This is a genomic window from Xanthomonas sp. NCPPB 2864, from assembly GCF_056675615.1.
The window spans coordinates 244,675-261,320 of the sequence record NZ_JBWWVS010000002.1; the positions used below are offsets into that span (position 1 = coordinate 244,675).

At 66.9% G+C, this 16,646-nt stretch carries 8 protein-coding genes; 4 read left to right on the forward strand and 4 right to left on the reverse strand.

The window, feature by feature from the left end; all coding sequences use genetic code 11:
• The first annotated feature begins 136 nt into the window (after positions 1-136).
• On the forward strand, positions 137-1,150 hold the full coding sequence (locus AC1KVE_RS06095; protein ID WP_481092204.1) for a hypothetical protein: 1,014 nt from the start codon (positions 137-139) through the stop codon (positions 1,148-1,150).
• Positions 1,151-1,767: 617 nt separating this feature from the next.
• On the opposite strand, the gene AC1KVE_RS06100 is transcribed toward AC1KVE_RS06095, so the two are convergent.
• Positions 1,768-2,703, reverse strand: coding sequence for a GAF domain-containing protein (locus tag AC1KVE_RS06100; RefSeq protein ID WP_184631526.1), 936 nt, complete (start codon positions 2,701-2,703; stop codon positions 1,768-1,770).
• A 311-nt stretch (positions 2,704-3,014) separates the two neighbouring features.
• The gene (locus AC1KVE_RS06105; protein ID WP_481092203.1) at positions 3,015-5,894 is read right to left on the reverse strand and encodes a M16 family metallopeptidase; all 2,880 of its coding nucleotides are present in this window, start codon (positions 5,892-5,894) and stop codon (positions 3,015-3,017) included.
• Positions 5,895-5,929: 35 nt separating this feature from the next.
• Between AC1KVE_RS06105 and AC1KVE_RS06110 the strand changes: the two genes are divergently transcribed.
• Positions 5,930-8,734: a PAS domain S-box protein gene (locus tag AC1KVE_RS06110; protein WP_481092202.1), complete on the forward strand. Its 2,805-nt coding sequence runs from the start codon at positions 5,930-5,932 to the stop codon at positions 8,732-8,734.
• A gap of 1,059 nt (positions 8,735-9,793) precedes the next feature.
• Here AC1KVE_RS06110 and AC1KVE_RS06115 read toward each other — a convergent pair.
• On the reverse strand, positions 9,794-11,926 hold the full coding sequence (locus AC1KVE_RS06115) for a methyl-accepting chemotaxis protein (RefSeq protein WP_179465000.1): 2,133 nt from the start codon (positions 11,924-11,926) through the stop codon (positions 9,794-9,796).
• A gap of 307 nt (positions 11,927-12,233) precedes the next feature.
• On the reverse strand, positions 12,234-13,670 hold the full coding sequence (locus AC1KVE_RS06120) for a cellulase family glycosylhydrolase (protein WP_481092201.1): 1,437 nt from the start codon (positions 13,668-13,670) through the stop codon (positions 12,234-12,236).
• Positions 13,671-13,881: 211 nt separating this feature from the next.
• Here AC1KVE_RS06120 and AC1KVE_RS06125 point away from each other — a divergent pair, with 211 nt between their 5' ends.
• On the forward strand, positions 13,882-15,369 hold the full coding sequence (locus AC1KVE_RS06125) for a SulP family inorganic anion transporter (protein ID WP_184610144.1): 1,488 nt from the start codon (positions 13,882-13,884) through the stop codon (positions 15,367-15,369).
• A gap of 228 nt (positions 15,370-15,597) precedes the next feature.
• Positions 15,598-16,578 (forward strand): GGDEF domain-containing protein, encoded by a 981-nt coding sequence (locus AC1KVE_RS06130; RefSeq protein WP_054591945.1) that lies wholly within the window; start codon positions 15,598-15,600, stop codon positions 16,576-16,578.
• The last annotated feature ends 68 nt before the right edge of the window (positions 16,579-16,646 follow it).

Consider the following 16,646-nt stretch of genomic DNA (forward strand, 5'->3'; position numbering starts at 1 on the left):
TGAATGGCGGCTGGCGCCTGCGGCCCAAACAACGAATTTCAAACGCGCGCAAACGCCACGCCCGCTAGATTTGCGCGTCCTGCACCGGGTTCACGGTGCAGCGTGCGCATCTCTCATCTCATCGGTCTCCCGCATTGTGATTACCCGCAGGAAGGAAACGCTTGTCCCGCATGTCGCCGCTGTCGCATGCACGGGCGCCATCCTGTTCTTTCTTGCCTGTCTGTTGCTGTATATGCCACCGCCACGCGACACGGTGCGACACGACGACAGTTTGCAGGTGTATTTCGTGCCGCGCCCGCAGTTGACGCTGCCGGCGCCGGCGACACCGCCGCAGCAACGCGACTCCACACCGCGCGCGGCCCCTGCCGCGGCCTCATCCGCGCGCAGTGCGCCACCGCCGACACGCACCCCACCGCCGCAGCGGCAGGTGGCGGCCGCCAACGCGCCCGCTGGCGAATCGATGGCGGCCCAGCTCTACACCCGCGAAGGCCGCTTGCGCATGCCGCGCGATGCGCAGGTCGACCCGATAGCGCAAGCCGGCGCCGCGGTGCCACCGGGCATGGCCGACGAACGCGCGCAGGCCAAGGCGCGCAACGTGATGGAACGGGTCAATCCGGTGCAATACCAGGACACGCGCTTTGCCAAGGACTGGAAGAGCGACGGCACGCTGGGCGATGTGGCGATGCAGGAAATGAATCGCGGCATGAAGAAGTTCAACGACATGCTCAACGGGCCGCAGACGCAGGTGGCCAAGGCGCGACCACCGCCGGATGTGCGCTTCAACCCCGCGCTGGCGGGCAATCAGGCCGAGATGGGCAGCGAGGCGACCGGCGATGCCTATAAGGCCGCGCCGATCGCGCACGAGACACCGCCCGATCTCAAGGGCGAAGCCAGCCGCCGCATCCGCGAGGCGCTGGCCGCGCTGGAGCAGCGCAGCGCGCGTTGCGATGCGTCCAAACGCAAATCCCTGTTGTCGCCGGTGCGCACGCACCTGGGCGATCTGGAGCGTGCCGAGCACGCCTTGAACAACGGCGCCGACCCGGTGATGGCCGCACAGATGCTGCCGCGCCAGGCCGACAGCGCCTACGATCTGGCCCGTCGCGCGCTGTGGTACGCGGACCGCCAGTTGAAGCAGTGTGCGATCGGGTGAGTGGGGCAGTGGCTGCGGTTGGGTGCAGCTGACCAGCAGTGGCGGGCAAAACCTCTCTAAGGCTGTACCGATGGCGGCAACGTATCGATCACACTCGCAGCGTTGACGTGTGACCGCGAGTGAGTCGATTGCGCAGTGCCCTCACCGCTCGCGGACACGCCGTGAGTCCGTCCATGGAGGCTCCTTGGCTGCATCCATGCCGCCAAGGGTCCCGCACCAGACAGTTGATTGGTTGCCTCGTTTAAAACCATGCACACCGACCATCTTGGCTGGTCCTTGCCTGCCCACCGTCGCGGGACCTTACGCGGCATGGATGCCGCGTAAGCGCCTACACGGACGTACTTGCGGCGTGTCCTGCGATGGTGGGCGGGCAAGGGCCCTGCAGCCAAACCTGGCGTTGGCAACTGATTGATTGAAGAAGTAAGGCAGTCTTCGTCAGGTATCGGGACTAGAGCCCCCTCCCGCCGGGGTAAGAAAGCACGGCTTTCGCGGCAAGCGCGCGTGTGTCTCGGAGCGCCTGCGACGCAAGCGCGGTTGGAGGCGCGCAGCGGGAGTTGTGAGGGCAGGTCCATGAAACGGCGGATCAGCCGGCAGCCGGACTGTCGCCCCGCGCTGCATCAGGCGCTGAGGCCGTCCTGCGCCAGACTCTGGCGGTAACGGTCTTTCTCGACACTCAGCGCGACTTCCGCGCGCAGGAACACTTGCCCGATCGGCTCGTCGCCACGGGTTGCCTGCGCCTGGCCGATCAGCACCGTGAGCCCGTGCGCGTGCTGCTGCTGGGCGATGTCGCGCAGGCGCTGCAGCTTCTGCTCGGCATTGGGATCGCGCAGTACCGCGATGAATTCGGCGCTGTCGGTCACGCGGTCCACGCTGTCGCCGTTGGCTTGCGCCTGCGCGGCCAGGGCCTGGTCGAGCTGTTGCAAGGCGCGGCCCAGGAGCCGCTCGCTCTGTTTTTCGGCCAGCGCGGCCAGTTCCTGCACTTCCAGGATCACCAGGTAATAACCGGCATCGGCGGCCGCCGGTGCCACCGGCTGCAGGATCGCCTCGCGCTCGAGCTGCAGCTCGCGCTTGCGCTCGTCCAGCAGGCGCATGGTGACGCGCGCCAGTGCCTGCAGCCCGGTGCGTTGAGTGTCGGTGAGCGTGCGCGGCTCGGTGTCGAGCACACAGACGGTGCCCAACGCCACCCCGTCGGAGGTGACCAGCGGCATGCCGGCATAGAAGCGCGCGCCGGTCTCGCCGGTGACCACAGAGACATCGGCAAAACGGCTGTCCTGGGTGAGGTCGCGCACTTCCATCAATTGCTCGGGGCTGCGGATGGCGTGATCGCACACTGCCTGGCTGCGGTCGGTCTGCTGCATGCCCAGACCGAGCTGGGCCTTGAACCATTGGCGGTCGCGATCGACCAGCGACATCAGTGCGATCGGCGTGTTGCACAGCGAGGCCGCCACCTGCACGACGTCCTGGTAAGTGTCCTCGGGCAGGCTGTCGACGATGCGATAGCCGTCCAGGACCTGTTGGCGGGAGGCTTCGTCAGCCGGGGGCATTTGCTTCATCGGGTAAGTCGGACAAGCGCGAGCGAGAAAGAGGCCACGATACCGGCACCATCGATAACGCCGCGTGGATTTGCCATGCGCCCGAGCACAGCCTGCAGGGCGGATTCAGATCCGCATCCCCGCCGCGCTGCGCAGGCTAGGGGACATGCAACCGGCGGACTGAAGCGCCGGCGCGAGATTTCAAACCCAAGTGTGATGCCTGCGCATTGCACGCAGGCACCGGCGACTCATACGCGCACGCACCGTTGCGTACGCGGATCTGGAAACGGCGCGGCTCGAAAGCCGCGCCGTCGGTGTGCGACTGACCAGCCTCAGCGCTTGACCGGCTTGCCGTCCACGTCCAGCACCTGCACCTCACCCAGCTTGAGCGCACGCACCGGGGCTTCGATCTTCTTCAGGTCGCCCACGATCACCCAGGTCATCGCATTGGGCGCGATGATTTCCTTGATGGCCTTCTGCGCGGCCGGCTGGTCGATCGCTTCCAGTCGCGGCTTGAGCGTCTGCACATAATCGTCGGGGCGGTCGAACTGCACGATGCCTTCGATCGCACCCAGCACCGCGCCGGTGGTTTCGAAGCTGCCGGGCAGGGCGCGGATGCGCTGGTTCTTGATCTTCTCGATCTCGTCGGTGGTCAGCGGCTTGTCGCCGATGATTGCAGTGGCCTCCTTGAGGATCTCGTTGGCCGACTCGGCGGTCTTGTCGGTCTGCACCGGCGCGGAGAACATGTACGGCCGCTGGCCCTGCGCATCCAGCATGCGGGTACCGGCGCCGTAGGCCCAGCGCTTGTTCTCGCGCAGGTTCATGTTCAGGCGCGAGGTGAAGGTGCCGCCGAAGGCGCCATTGGCCACGCCGATCGCCAGGTTGTCCGGCGCCTTGGTGGACGGTGCGAGCAGGCCGGCCAGAATCACCGACTGCGGCGCATCCGGGCGGTTGATCAGGTACACGCGCGGCTTGGGCTGCGCGGCGACCTGGACCAGGTTCTTCTTCGGCAACGGCGTGGCAGGCGCCTTCCAGTCACCGAAGGCGGCATCCAGCTGCGGGATGATCTGCGCCAGCGTGGTATCGCCGGCCACCAGGATGCGCAGGTTGTCCGGACGCAGCCACTGGCGGTGGAAGGCCTGCAGGTCCTGGGCGTTGAGGCTCTTGATCGCCGCCTCGGTGCCGCTGCCGGTGAGCGGGATGCCGTAGGGGTGGTTCTGGCCGAACAGCAAGGGCGGCAGCGCACGCAGCGCCAGGCTGTTGGGCTGGGTCTTCTCCTGCGCAATGCCGGCCAGCCACTGGCCACGGATGCGCTCGATGTCGGCAGCCTTGAAGGCCGGGTTGCGCACGATGTCGGAGAACAGCTGCAGCGACGGCTGCAACTGGTCGTTGAGCGCATCCAGCGAGGCGCTGCAGCTGTCCAGATCGCAGCCGACCGCCGTGATGGCGCCCAGGCGCTGGCGACGCTGCGCCACTTCCACCGAATCCAGCGCGGCGGTGCTCTCGTTCATCAGCGCGGCGCTGAAGCTGGCGGTACCGAGCTTGTTGCCCTGGTCGGCCGCATACCCGGCATCGAACAGCAGTTCCACCTGGGTGACCGGGATGGTGTGGCGCTCGGCCAGGATCACCTCGACGCCGTTCTTCAACTTGCCGCGCTGCAGCTGCGGGAAGCTCAGGTCGGGGAACTGGCTGGTCTGCGGCACGCCCTTGCTGCGGTCCAGCGTGGAGGCGGTGGTTTTGTATTTGCCGGCGGCCGGCAGCCTGGGCGCCGGCTTGCCGGGTTCTTCGCCACGCGCGACCACTGCCTTGTCTTCGGCGGCGGGGTCGAAGTCCTTGCCGGCCGGCAGCACGGTGAGCAGATAGTCGCCCTTGCCGAACCAGGTGGCGGCGGTCTGCTTGACGCTGTCCACGGTGGCGGCCTGGCCGCGCTGCAGATCCTGCTTGTAGGCGCCCGGGTCGCCGCGGTAGACCTGGCCCTCGGCCAGGATCACCGCCTTGCCACCGAAGCCGCCGACCTTTTCCAGCCCGCGCACGAAGCCGGCGCGGTAGGCCACCTGCGCGCGCTGCAGCTCGTCGGCGGTCGGGCCCTGGGCGATGAACTTCTTGAGCTCCTCGTCGATGATCGCCTCGACCTTGGCCGGGTCCACGCCGTCCTTCACGTCGGCCTGGATCTGCACCTGGCTGGACAGCGCGAACGGCTGGATCGCCGCCGACACGTCATCGACCAGATTGTCCTGGTAGACCAGGCGCTGATACAGCCGCGAGGTCTTGCCGCCGCCGAGCACGGTGGTGGCCAGGTCCAGCTGGATCGCCGCATCGCTGCCCAGCTGCGGCGCAACCCATGTGCGGTAGATGCGCGGCTGCGAGACGTGGTCGTGCTGCACGCCACGCTTCTGCGCGGCCAGCGGGGTCACCCACGGCTGCTGGCGCGCCACCGGCTTGCCGGACGGGATGTCGCCGAAATACTGCAGCGCCTTGGCACGCGCCTGCGCCACGGTGATGTCGCCGGCCAGGACCAGGGTGGTGTTGGCAGCGCCGTAGTTGTCGTTGAACCACTGTTTGACGTCGGCCAGCGAGGCCGCGTCCAGATCTTCCATCGAGCCGATGGTGTCGTGCTGGTACGGGTGGTTGGCCGGGAACAGGTTGGACAGGATGTTCTGGTCCACGCGGCCGTAGGGGCGGTTCTCGCCCTGGCGCTTCTCGTTCTGCACCACGCCGCGCTGGGTGTCGAGTTCTTCCTGGCCGATCGCGCCGAGCAGGTGGCCCATGCGGTCCGATTCCAGCCACAGCGCGGTGTCCAGCGCGGTGGTCGGCACGGTCTCGAAATAGTTGGTGCGGTCGAACCAGGTGGTGCCGTTCATGTCGGTGGTGCCGACCTTTTCCAGCGGCGCGAAGAAGCTGCCCTTGTTGTTCTCCGAGCCGGAGAACATCAGGTGCTCGAACAGGTGCGCAAAGCCGGTCTTGCCGGCCGGCTCGTCCCCGGAACCGATGTGGTACCAGATGCTCACCGCCACCACCGGCGCCTTGTGGTCCTCGTGCACCACCACGGTCAGGCCGTTGGGCAGGGTGAAGCGGGTGTAGCCGATCTCGGGAATGGCACTGCTGGCCGCGGGCTTGGACAGGCTGGCCGGGGCGGCAGCGACGGCGGGAGCAACGGTACCGGCAGCGACGCCGAGCACACCGGCGATCAACAGGGACAGCGGACGCAGCATGTGACACTCCAGAGCAGGACAATCGGCCGAGGGTAGTGGCTGCCCGGCGGTGTCGCAAATGCTGTCCGGCAGGGGGGCCGGTGCGGCTGCCGGCAGGGCGGCGTGCGACGGGACGCCCGGGCCGGCGCGGGCGGGGTGCGGCAACCACCGGCCCGCCAGCAGGCCCGGCGCACGCGCTCAAGTTGATCATCGCCTCGCCGTTACCTGGGGCGACCTACCTTGCCCAGACGTTGCCCGCCGATCACGCCATGACCGTCCTGTTGCCGCCCGTACCCATTCCCGCCGACGACGCCTTGCGCGTGGAGGCGGTGCGTCGGTTGGGGGTGCTGGATACCGAGCCGGAGGCCGAATTCGACGATATCGCCTGGCTGGCGGCCCACATCACCGGCGCCCCGATGGCGCTGGTGTCGCTGCTGGACGCCGACCGCCAGTGGTTCAAGGCGCGTTGTGGCACCGATCTGGAAGGTACCCCGCGCGCGATGTCGTTCTGTTCCTACACGGTGATGGGGACCGAGCTGCTGGAAGTGCCCGATGCGGCGGCCGATCCGCGCTTCGCGCGCAACCCGCTGGTCACTGCCGCGCCAGGGGTGCGCTCGTATGCGGGCGTGCCGCTGGTCGGCCGTGAGGGCTATGCCTACGGCACCTTGTGCACGCTCAGCACCCAATCGCGGCTGCTCGACGAAAACCAGAAGCAAGGCCTGATCCGCCTGGCGCGGCAGGCCGTCGGTCAACTGGAGGCGCGTCGCGACCGGTTGGCTGCGCAGGCGCAGCGGCAGACCCTGAGCCGTTTGCTGGAAGCCATGCCCGACGGCGTGGTGTCCTGCGACAGCGACGGGCTGCTGCATGAGTTCAACCACGCCGCACGGCAATGGCACGGCACCGATCCGCGCCTGTTGCCGCCGACGCAATGGGCCCAGCACTTCGATCTCTATAACGCCGACGGCAGTGCGCTGCTGCCCACCGACGCCATCCCGCTGGTGCGCGCCTGGGCCGGCGAGCACGTGCGCAATGCCGAGATGGTGATCCGCGCCACCGGCCAGCCGGCACGCAGCGTGCTGTGCAATGCCGACCCGGTGGTCAGCGACCAGGGCGCGGCATTGGGTGCGGTATGCGTGATGCACGACATCACCCAGTTGCGCGATGCCTCGGCTGCGCTGGCGGGCGAGCGCGCACGCCTGCAGTCGCTGGTGGACGCCTCGCAGGATGTGGCGATCATCGCGTTCGATCCGAACGGGCGCATCGAATTGTTCAACCCCGGCGCCGAGCGCCTGCTGGGCTACGCGGCCGACGAGGTGTTGGGCCGCTGCCCGGCGCAGTTCCACCTGCCGGCCGAGCTGGAGCGGCACATGGCCACGCTGGCGTTGTCGCCGCCGTCGTACATCAAGCTGGCCGCCGCCGCTGCAGGCGACCTGCTCGAAGAAGAAATCTGGACCCTGGTGCGCAAGGACGGCGGACTGCGGCGCGTCAGGCTGTGCTTCAACATCATCCACGACGCGCAGCAGGGGCTGTCCGGCTACCTGGCAATGGCCATCGACGTCACCGCCGAGCTGCAGGCGCAGGCCGCCGCGCAGCTGGCGGCCGAGCACTTCCGCGGTGCGTTCGAAACCGCCCCGCAGGGCATGGCGATCGTCTCGCTGGATGGCGACTGGCGCGACGTTAACCCGTCGCTGTGCAGCATCCTGGGATATCCGCGCGAGCAGCTGTTGCGCACCACCTTCCAGACCATCACTCACCCCGACGATCTGGACATGGACCTGCGCCTGGTGCAGGAACTGATCGACGGCAAGCGCGACAGTTACAGCCTGGCCAAGCGCTACATCAGTCAGCAGGGCGCGGTGATCTGGGCGCAGCTGTCGGTGTCGCTGGTGCGCGACAGCAGCGGCGCGCCGGTGCATTTCGTCTCGCAGATCCAGGACGTCACCGAACGCCATGTCGCCGCCGAGCGCCTGGCCGAAAGCGAAGCGCGGCTGCGTGCGATCAGTGATGCCACCCCCACCCTGGTGGGACATTACGATGCCGCGCAGCGCTGCCTGTTCGCCAACCAGGCGCATCGCGACTGGCTCGGCGTGGAGCCGGCCAGTCTGGTCGGCTGCGCGATCACCCAGGTACTGGGCGAGGAGCTCGGTGCGGAGGCGCGCGCTGCGCTGGCGCAGGTGAGCGCCGGGCAGCGGGCCCACTTCGAACACGTTCTGCGTGGTGGCGCGACACCGCGCGATGTGGAAATCACCCTGGTGCCGGAAATGCAGGGCGCAGCGGCGCAGGCGCAGGGATTCTTCCTGATGGCGCAGGATGTCACCGCGCACAAGACCCTGCATCGGCTGATGCACGAGCGTGCGACCCGCGACGCCCTGACCGGCCTGCCCAATCGCCACGCCTGGTCCGAGGCGCTGCAGGTTGCGGTGACCCAGGCGCAACAGCGGCAGTGCGCGGTCGCGGTGATGTTCCTGGATCTGGACGGCTTCAAACGCATCAACGATGTCCACGGCCACCGCGCCGGCGACGCAGTGCTGGTCGCCTTCGGCCGCTGCCTGCAGCAGGCGGCCGAAGGCCGCTATCTGGTAGCACGCCTGGCCGGCGACGAATTCGTGGTGCTGCTGGACAACCTGCAGGATCCGCAGACCGAATGTGCCGCCGTGGCAGACCGGATCCGCGCCGCATCGGCGGCGGGTGCCATGTTCGGTGAGCAACATCTGCCGATCCGGTCCAGCATCGGCGTCGCCTGGCAACACGGCCAGCAAGCCGACGCTGCCAGCCTGATGCACGCGGCAGACGAAGCGATGTACGCCGTCAAACGCGCCCGCCACGGCAGTGCCACCGCCGGACGCGACGCCGCGCGCTGACGCAGCGCATGCAGCAACACCACTTCTCCCGCCGGGAAAAGGCGCCCGCAGGGCGGATGAGGGTACGGCCTACCCAACACCCACTGAGCGTTTGAATTAGGCATCACGCCTCAACGCCGCCACGAGTCTAAGTCTTGGTTGCTCTAGGCAGTGCGCTTCGATCGACGTGGGTAATACGGATAGCTCAGTTGTAAGCGACGGATCTGCAGCGTGGCTGCAAGGCCCTTGCCCGCCCACCATCGCAGGACACGCCGCAAGTACGTCCGTGTAGGCTCTTACGCGGCATCCATGCCGCGTAAGGTCCCGCGACGGTGGGCGGACAAGGACCAGTTGAGATGGTCGGTGTGCATGACACAAGCGATGTGCTGTAAGCGCTGTTCGGATAATTGCGCGTCGGGTCATCTTCCCAGTGCAAGTCGGCGAGCTTTTCAAGAAAGCAGCCGACCAGCTCTCTCGCGCGGTGTCCTTGCCGATTGCGGGACCCTTGGCGGCATGGATGCCGCCAAGGAGCCTCCATGGACGGATTCACGGCGTGTCCCGCGAGCGGTGAGGGCGCCGCGCGCTCAACTCACCGAACGTTTGACCTAGCACCTAATCAAGTCTCAACGCCGCCGCGAGTCGAAGTCTTGGTTGCTCTAGAGCATTGCACTTCGACCGACTTGCAATACGGATAGCTCAGTTGCAGCGCGGAGGATCTGTGATGTCGCTGCAGGGCCCTTGCCCGCCTACCATCGCAGGACACGCCGCAAGTACGTCCTTGTAGGCGCTTACGCGGCATCCATGCCGCGTAAGGTCCCGCGACGGTAGGCGGGCAAGGACCCATCGGGATAGTCGGTATGCATGGTTGTGAGCCGTGCACGTTGTGCGGCTGTCTGCTGATCTGCGGTCTGGTCAGCTTTTTTGGATTCGATGACGCGCTTGTTCTGATGCAGATGCGGCTTTCGGGCACGCTTGCCCGAATCCCCGCTCCGCGCCCCAGCCCGCGTTTGCGTCACGCGCGCCAGTGGCGCGCATGCCGTGCCTTCGCGCTCGCAGGGAGAGGCGCTCTACATCCATCCATCAAGCCGCCTGTACCACCGAGCGCCGTTGCGTCAGCGCAGCCTGCTCCGGCACCAACCGGAACACTGCCACTGCGCGGGTCAAATCCGCCGCCTGGTCTTCCATGCTGCGTGCCGCAGCGGTGGCTTCTTCCACCAGCGCCGCGTTCTGCTGGGTCATTTCATCCAGCTGCATCACCGTGGTGCTGACCTGCTCGATGCCTGCGCTTTGCTCGGTGCTGGCGGCGGTGATCTCGGCCATGATGTCGGTCACCCGCTGCACCGAGCTGACCACCTCGGTCATCGTGCTGCCGGCCTGTTGCACCAGGTCCGAGCCCTGCGCCACTTTTTCCACCGAATCGGAGATCAGCTGCTTGATCTCCTTGGCCGCACCGGCCGAACGCTGCGCCAGCGCGCGCACTTCGGTGGCCACCACCGCAAATCCGCGACCCTGCTCGCCGGCGCGTGCCGCTTCCACCGCCGCGTTCAGGGCCAGGATGTTGGTCTGGAACGCGATGCCGTCGATCACCCCGATGATGTCGGAGATCCGTGCCGACGATTGCGTGATCGCCTGCATGGTGCTGACCACTTCCTGCACCACGCGGCCGCCGCTTTCGGCCACTTCGCCGGTGCCCTTGACCAGCTGATTGGCCTGGCGCGCGTTGTCGGCGTTCTGGCGCACGGTGGAGGTGAGTTCTTCCATCGACGCGGCGGTTTCTTCCAGGTTCGCCGCCTGGTGCTCGGTACGCGTGGACAGGTCGGCATTGCCGCTGGCGATCTCGCCGGCGGCGGTGTTGATCATCTCGGCCGAGTGCTGGATGCCCTGCACGATGGTGGTCAGCTGGATCGCCGTGCGGTTGGCTGCATTGGCCAGGCGGCCGAATGCGCCTTCGTAATGCGATTCCACCCGCTGCGACAGATCGCCATCGGCAATCGCGGCCATGATGCGGCCGACATCGTCCAGGCCTGCATCGGCCTGCTGCATCAGGCGGTTCAATGCCTGCACCATTTCGGCGAATGCGAACTGGTAGCGCGCCTGCTCGCCACGTGCGGAGAAATCGCCGCGTGCGGCCGCGTCGGCCAGGCGTGCGATGTCGCTGTTGATCGCCGACAGGTTGCTTTTCACCGTGTCCAGCGCTTCGTGCAGCGCGGCGCGCTGGCCGGGCAGACGACGCATGTCGCGGCGCAGATCGCCGCGGCCGTACTCGCCCATCAGGTCCATCGCCTCGTTGATGGCATCCAGATGCTCGAACACCACCGTGTTCACGCCATGCGCCAGGGTGCCGTAATCGCCGGGGAAATCCTCCGGAATGCGGTGCGCGATGTTCTCGCCCTGCTGCAGGCGGATCATGGTCTGCATCTCGCCGTTGAAGCGCTGCAACTGGGTCTGCATTTGCTGCATGCTGTGCATCAGCTGGCCGGTTTCGTCGCGCGACTCGACCCGGATATCGTTGTCGAAGCGGCCCGAGGCGATCGCCTCTGCGGTACGCGATGCCGCCCGCAGCGGTGCCGCCATCGCCGAGGCGATCAACCAGCACAGGCCGATTACCATCGCCACCAAGGCGCCGCCGATCAGGGTCAGGGTGCGGGTGAAGCCCCAGGCCTGCACCTGGATGTCCTCGGCGTACACGCCCATCACCAACACCCAGTTCCAGGCCGGAAAGGTTTTGGCGTAGCTGATCTTGGGCAGCTGTTCCTGCTTGCCCGGTTTGGGCGCGTCGTAGTAACTGAAGCCGTCGCCGCGCTCGATCGCCGTCTTGATGTCGCGATAGACGTACTGCCCGGCATCGCTCTTGTAGTCGCTCATGTCGGTGCCGACGGCGCGCTTGGGATGCATCAGGATGCGCATCTGCGGGTCGACGATGAAGAAGTAATCCACCCCGTCGTTGGTGCGCATGTCGGCCAGCGTGGTGCGCGCAGCTTCCTTGGCCTGTTCGACCGTCAGCTCGCCGGCCTTGGCCTTGTCTGCGTAGTGCTGCATCACGGTCAGGCCCATCTCCACCTCGGTCTTGACGCTGAGCTTGCGCGCCTCGATCAGGTCCAGGTATTGCAGGCGGGCCGCGGCCACTGCCAGCAGGATCACGCCCACCGTCAACAAGCTGCACAACAGCACGAACTTGCGGGTAAGCGGGAGATTGGCAACGTGACGGCGCAACAGGGAGACAACAGGCATGGCAACGGCATCCAGAACGCGCGTAGGGCGCTATGTCATGAATAGCGGCTGATTCACATGCGGGTTGAATGCTAATTGCGGCAGCGTTCGCTTGCGGCAGCTGCAATGTAGGAGCGCCCCCGGGCGCGATGGGGCGTTACCGATGATGCTTCATCGCGCCCGGGGGCGCTCCTACAAGGTCATGGGCATCGATGCAGCGATCGGTGGGCGACGCGACATTGGTGATTTGCAGACTGTCGGCAGCTTGCGAGGTAATAGCGGACACGCACCGCGTGCCCGCCTTATTGCATCAGCCGGCCGCGCAGAAGCCGAATTCGGCCGTCGCACCGGCGGCCAGGGTGCGGTTGAAGTCCACCCCGCTGGCCTTGAGCGTGCTGCCGCTCTGCGACCAGGTGACGTTCCAGGCGTTGTTGACAGTGCCGGTGACCGGCAGCGCGATCGCCCAGGTGCCGCTGGCGGTGCCGGTGTTGGTGACCTGCACGCGGTTGCAGTAGCCACCGTTCCACTGGCTGTCCACGCTCACCTTGGTGCTGAAGCTGCCGCTGGGCGTCGGCGTCGGTGTCGGAGTTGGCGTGGGCGTCGGAGTGGGAGTAGGCGTCGGCGTGGTGCTGCTCACCGTGCCCCACAGCGTCCGCAGCAGCGCCATCTTGTCTTCGCGCACGCTGGTCCAGTCGTCGCGCAGGATGCCGCCGGTGTCGCCGCTGTTGGGATTCCACGACCAGTAGAAGCCCTCGTTGATGCCCTTGCTGCGCAGGTACTTCACCAGCGCGTCCTGCCAGACCTTGTCGCGTGCGTCGCCTTCGCCGTACTTGCCGCCGAATTCGCCCAGCAGCAGCGCATATGTGCCGGCGAACTGGCCGAAGTGGCGGTCCCAGATCGCCGGCATGTTGTTGGGGAAATTGCTGTCGTTGAAGTACGCCTGCGCGTACACGTCCGGCCCGTACACATGCGGCGCCAGCAGCAGCCGGTTGGCCGGAATGTTCAGTGGCGTGCAGGCCAGCGGCTGCAGGTTGCCGCCCCAGAAGATGCCGCCGTTGGTCGAGCAGACCGGATTGTCGGTGATGCCTTCCACCGCGATGATCCACTTCGGCGCCACCGCCAGCACCGCGGCCGAGCCGCGCTCGGCGGCCTTGTTCCAGTCGGTGGCCGCGTTGCCGGTGCCCCAGGTGGCGGCACCGTGCGGCTCGTTCTTCAGGTCCAGGCCGATCACGCTGGGCACGTTCTTGTAGCGGTTGGCGACAAAGCGCAGATCGTCCAGCCACTGTGCTTCGGAATACGAGCCGGTGTACCAGAGCTCGGAGATGGCGGCGCAATCGGGGGTGTGGTGATCCAGCAGCACATACATGCCGCGCGCGTTGAATTCGTTGATCACCTTGTCCAGGATCTGCAGCGAGCTCAGGCCCTGCAAATCGGCATTGAGGCTGTAATCGATGCTGGTCGGCATCGTGCTGCTGCGCAGGGTGGCCGGGCAGAACGGCAGACGCACGGCGTTGAAGCCCAGGCCCTGCATCTGGTTGATCATGTCCTTCCAGTTGCGTGCCCACAGACCGTGCATGACATAGTTGCCGGTCTCGAAGCCGAACACGTTGACGCCCTTGAGCTGGACCACCTTGCCGCTGTCGTCGACAATCTTGTTGTTGCTGATGGAGTAGCTGAAGGCCGGTGCGGCGGCGAGCGCCAGCGCGGTGGCCAGTGCGAGCGTACTGGCAGTCCTGAAAATGGACATGGTGATCTCCCTAGCGAACCCGGCTCGACACCCGAACCCGGTGAGGGGGGCATCTTGGTCCGCAGCCGCATCGTTTGGCGTGATCCGGACCACAGAAAGGCGCATTGCCGCACCGGTCACACGCAGGCTGCGGGCCGGGTCGCTTTCGCGCACACTATCGCCGCTGTCGCCTGTCCGCAGGCTGTCCTTTCTGTCCCCGGAGTGTCTTCCAATGTCCTTTCTGCGTGCCGAACTGGCGCAATGGCGCGCCTCGCCTGCGCGCGAACTGATGGCCGGTGCGGTCGCTACCTTTGCGCTGATTCCCGAAGTGATCGCCTTTGCGTTCGTGGCTGGCGTCGACCCGCAAGTGGGGTTGTTCGCGTCGTTCGTGATCGGGATTGTCATCGCGTTCTTCGGCGGCCGCCCGGCGATGATTTCCGCTGCGGCCGGGTCGGTGGCCCTGGTGGCCGCACCGCTGGTGGCCGCACACGGCTTGCCCTATCTGCTGGCGGCCGGGCTGCTGGCCGGTGCGGTGCAGATCCTGTTCGGTCTGTTGCGGCTGGGCGTGCTGATGCGTTTTGTCAGCAGCTCGGTGCGCACCGGCTTCGTCAACGCGCTGGCGGTGCTGATCTTCGCCGCGCAGCTGCCGCATCTGCAGCACGCCAACCTGGCCACCTGGGGCATGTTGGCGTTGGGCCTGCTCATCATCTACGGCCTGCCGCGGCTGCCGTTGCCGGGCGTGTCGGCAATCCCTTCGCCGCTGCTGTGCATCCTGGTGCTGACGGGGCTGGGCTCAGCGTTGCACCTGCCGCTGGAGACGGTGGCCGATCTGGGCAAGCTGCCCAACGCGCTGCCGGTCCTGCAATGGCCGGCGGTGCCGCTGACGCTGGAGACCTTGCGCATCATCGCCCTGCCGGCGCTGGCCATCGCGATGGTGGGGCTGCTCGAATCGCTGATGACCGCACGCGTGGTCGACGAACTCACCGACACCCCGAGCAACAAGAACCGCGAGTGCACCGGGCTGGGTCTGGCCAACACCGCTGCTAGCCTGTTCGGCGGCATTGCCGGCTGCGGCATGATCGGACAGACCGTGGGCAACGTGAAATACGGCGGGCGGGGCCGTCTCTCCACCCTGTTCGCCGGGGTGTTCCTGCTGATCCTGATGGTGCTGCTCAAGCCGTGGGTCTCGCAGGTACCGGTGATCGCGCTGGTGGCGATCATGGTGATGGTCTCGGCCGAGACTTTCGACTGGCGTTCGCTGCGCACCGTGGTCACCCATCCGCGCACCTCCAGCGTGGTGATGCTGGCCACCGTGGCGGTGACCCTGGTCACCCGCAATCTGGCCGCCGGGGTGGCGGTGGGCGTGGTATTGAGCGGGGTGTTCTTCACCTTCAAGGTGGCCGGGCTGCTGCAGATCACGCACAGCGACGGCGACGACGGCGTGCGTACCTACCACGTGCGCGGGCAGGTGTTCTTCGCCTCGGCCGACGTGTTCATCGACGCCTTCGACGCGCGCCAGGTGCCTGGCCGCGCAGTGGTGATCGACGTCGGCCGCGCGCATTTCTGGGACATCACCGCGGTGGCGGCGCTGGACAAGGTGGTGCAGCGGCTGCGTCATCATGGGCTGGACGTCCAGGTCAAAGGGCTGAATGCCGGCAGCCGGCGTCTGATGCAGGCGCACGCGCTGGGCGACGATGCGCTGGAGTCCGCACTGCCGTAAGCGCGCTGGTGCGCCGGCCGGTTGTGCGCCTGCACATCCGTGTACGCCGGCTGGCCGTGCGCTGCGCCGGCCGGCGGGCGGACTCAAGTTCGCGCGTTCAGCGCCGATGAACCGGCATCGAGACTGCCGGTAACCCGTCGTGATGCCAGTGCGTTCCAGCCCGAGAGGTGTGCCCGCGTGCCGTGACCGGCGCTGCGGGCCTGCGTCTGCCCGCGGGATGGTGCGGCAATGACCACGGCACCGTTGCTGGAACGCATGGTGGACCTGACCGCCATCCGCGATGCCGATCTGCTCGACCTGAGTCTGCTGCGCACCATGCGCGAGGTCTGCGCGTCCGAGGAACTGTCGTTGCTGCGTATCGCACCGGACGGCCGCACCATGGCCGAAACGCGGCTGCGCGAGGATGGCCGGCTGTCGCTGACGGTGGCCGACATCCACGACGCGCAGATGCGCGCGCAATTGGCCGATCTGCATGGGCCGGGCGATGTGGTGCAGTTGCAGCAGGACGGCCGCGCGCTGCTGGTGTACCCGATGATGGAGGCACGCGGCATCCGCACCTGCCTGCGCGTGGGCGGCTCGCGCGCACCCGGCGCCGCCGAACAGGTGATGCTGCAGGGCTTTGCGCGCTTTTTCCAGAATTACCGCAGCCTGCTCGACGATGCCCAGCGCGATGCGTTGACCGGCCTGCGCAACCGCAAGACCTTCGACGATGTGATCCTGCGCCTGTTCGCCGGTGGTGCGGATGCAGCGGCCAGCGAAGGCGTGTGGCTGGGGATCGTGGACATCGATCACTTCAAGCGCGTCAACGACAGCTTCGGCCACCTGTACGGCGACGAGGTGCTGTTGCTGGTTGCGCAGTTGATGCAGCGCTGCTTCCGCCAGGACGATCTGCTGTTCCGCTTCGGCGGGGAAGAGTTCGTGATCGTATTGCGCGGCGTGGACCGCGACACCGCGGTGAGTCTGTTCGAGCGCTTCCGTATGGCGGTGGCCGAGCAGGTGTTTCCGCAGGTCGGCAAGGTCACGCTCAGTACCGGCATCGTCGAGCTCACTGACGGCCAGTTGATCAGCCAGCTGCTCGACGAGGCCGACAAGGCGCTGTACTGGGCAAAGCAGCACGGCCGCAATCGCACCGAGGTCTACGCCGAACTGGTGGCCAGCGGAAGGATGCAGCAGGTCGCCCAGCAGGTCGGCAGCGTCGACCTGTTCTGAGCGGCAGTGGCGCTGGCGCGACGGCGGGCATCGCCTGTCGTCGTGCATAGCCGATCGAACGCCGCAGT

What these genes read in the sequence shown, in the direction of transcription:
- AC1KVE_RS06130 (WP_054591945.1), top strand. Translation starts at nt 15,598, where the DNA reads ATGACCACGGCACCGTTGCTGGAACGCATGGTGGACCTGACCGCCATC.
- AC1KVE_RS06100 (WP_184631526.1), bottom strand. Translation starts at nt 2,703, where the DNA reads ATGAAGCAAATGCCCCCGGCTGACGAAGCCTCCCGCCAACAGGTCCTG.
- AC1KVE_RS06120 (WP_481092201.1), bottom strand. Translation starts at nt 13,670, where the DNA reads ATGTCCATTTTCAGGACTGCCAGTACGCTCGCACTGGCCACCGCGCTG.
- AC1KVE_RS06125 (WP_184610144.1), top strand. Translation starts at nt 13,882, where the DNA reads ATGTCCTTTCTGCGTGCCGAACTGGCGCAATGGCGCGCCTCGCCTGCG.
- AC1KVE_RS06105 (WP_481092203.1), bottom strand. Translation starts at nt 5,894, where the DNA reads ATGCTGCGTCCGCTGTCCCTGTTGATCGCCGGTGTGCTCGGCGTCGCT.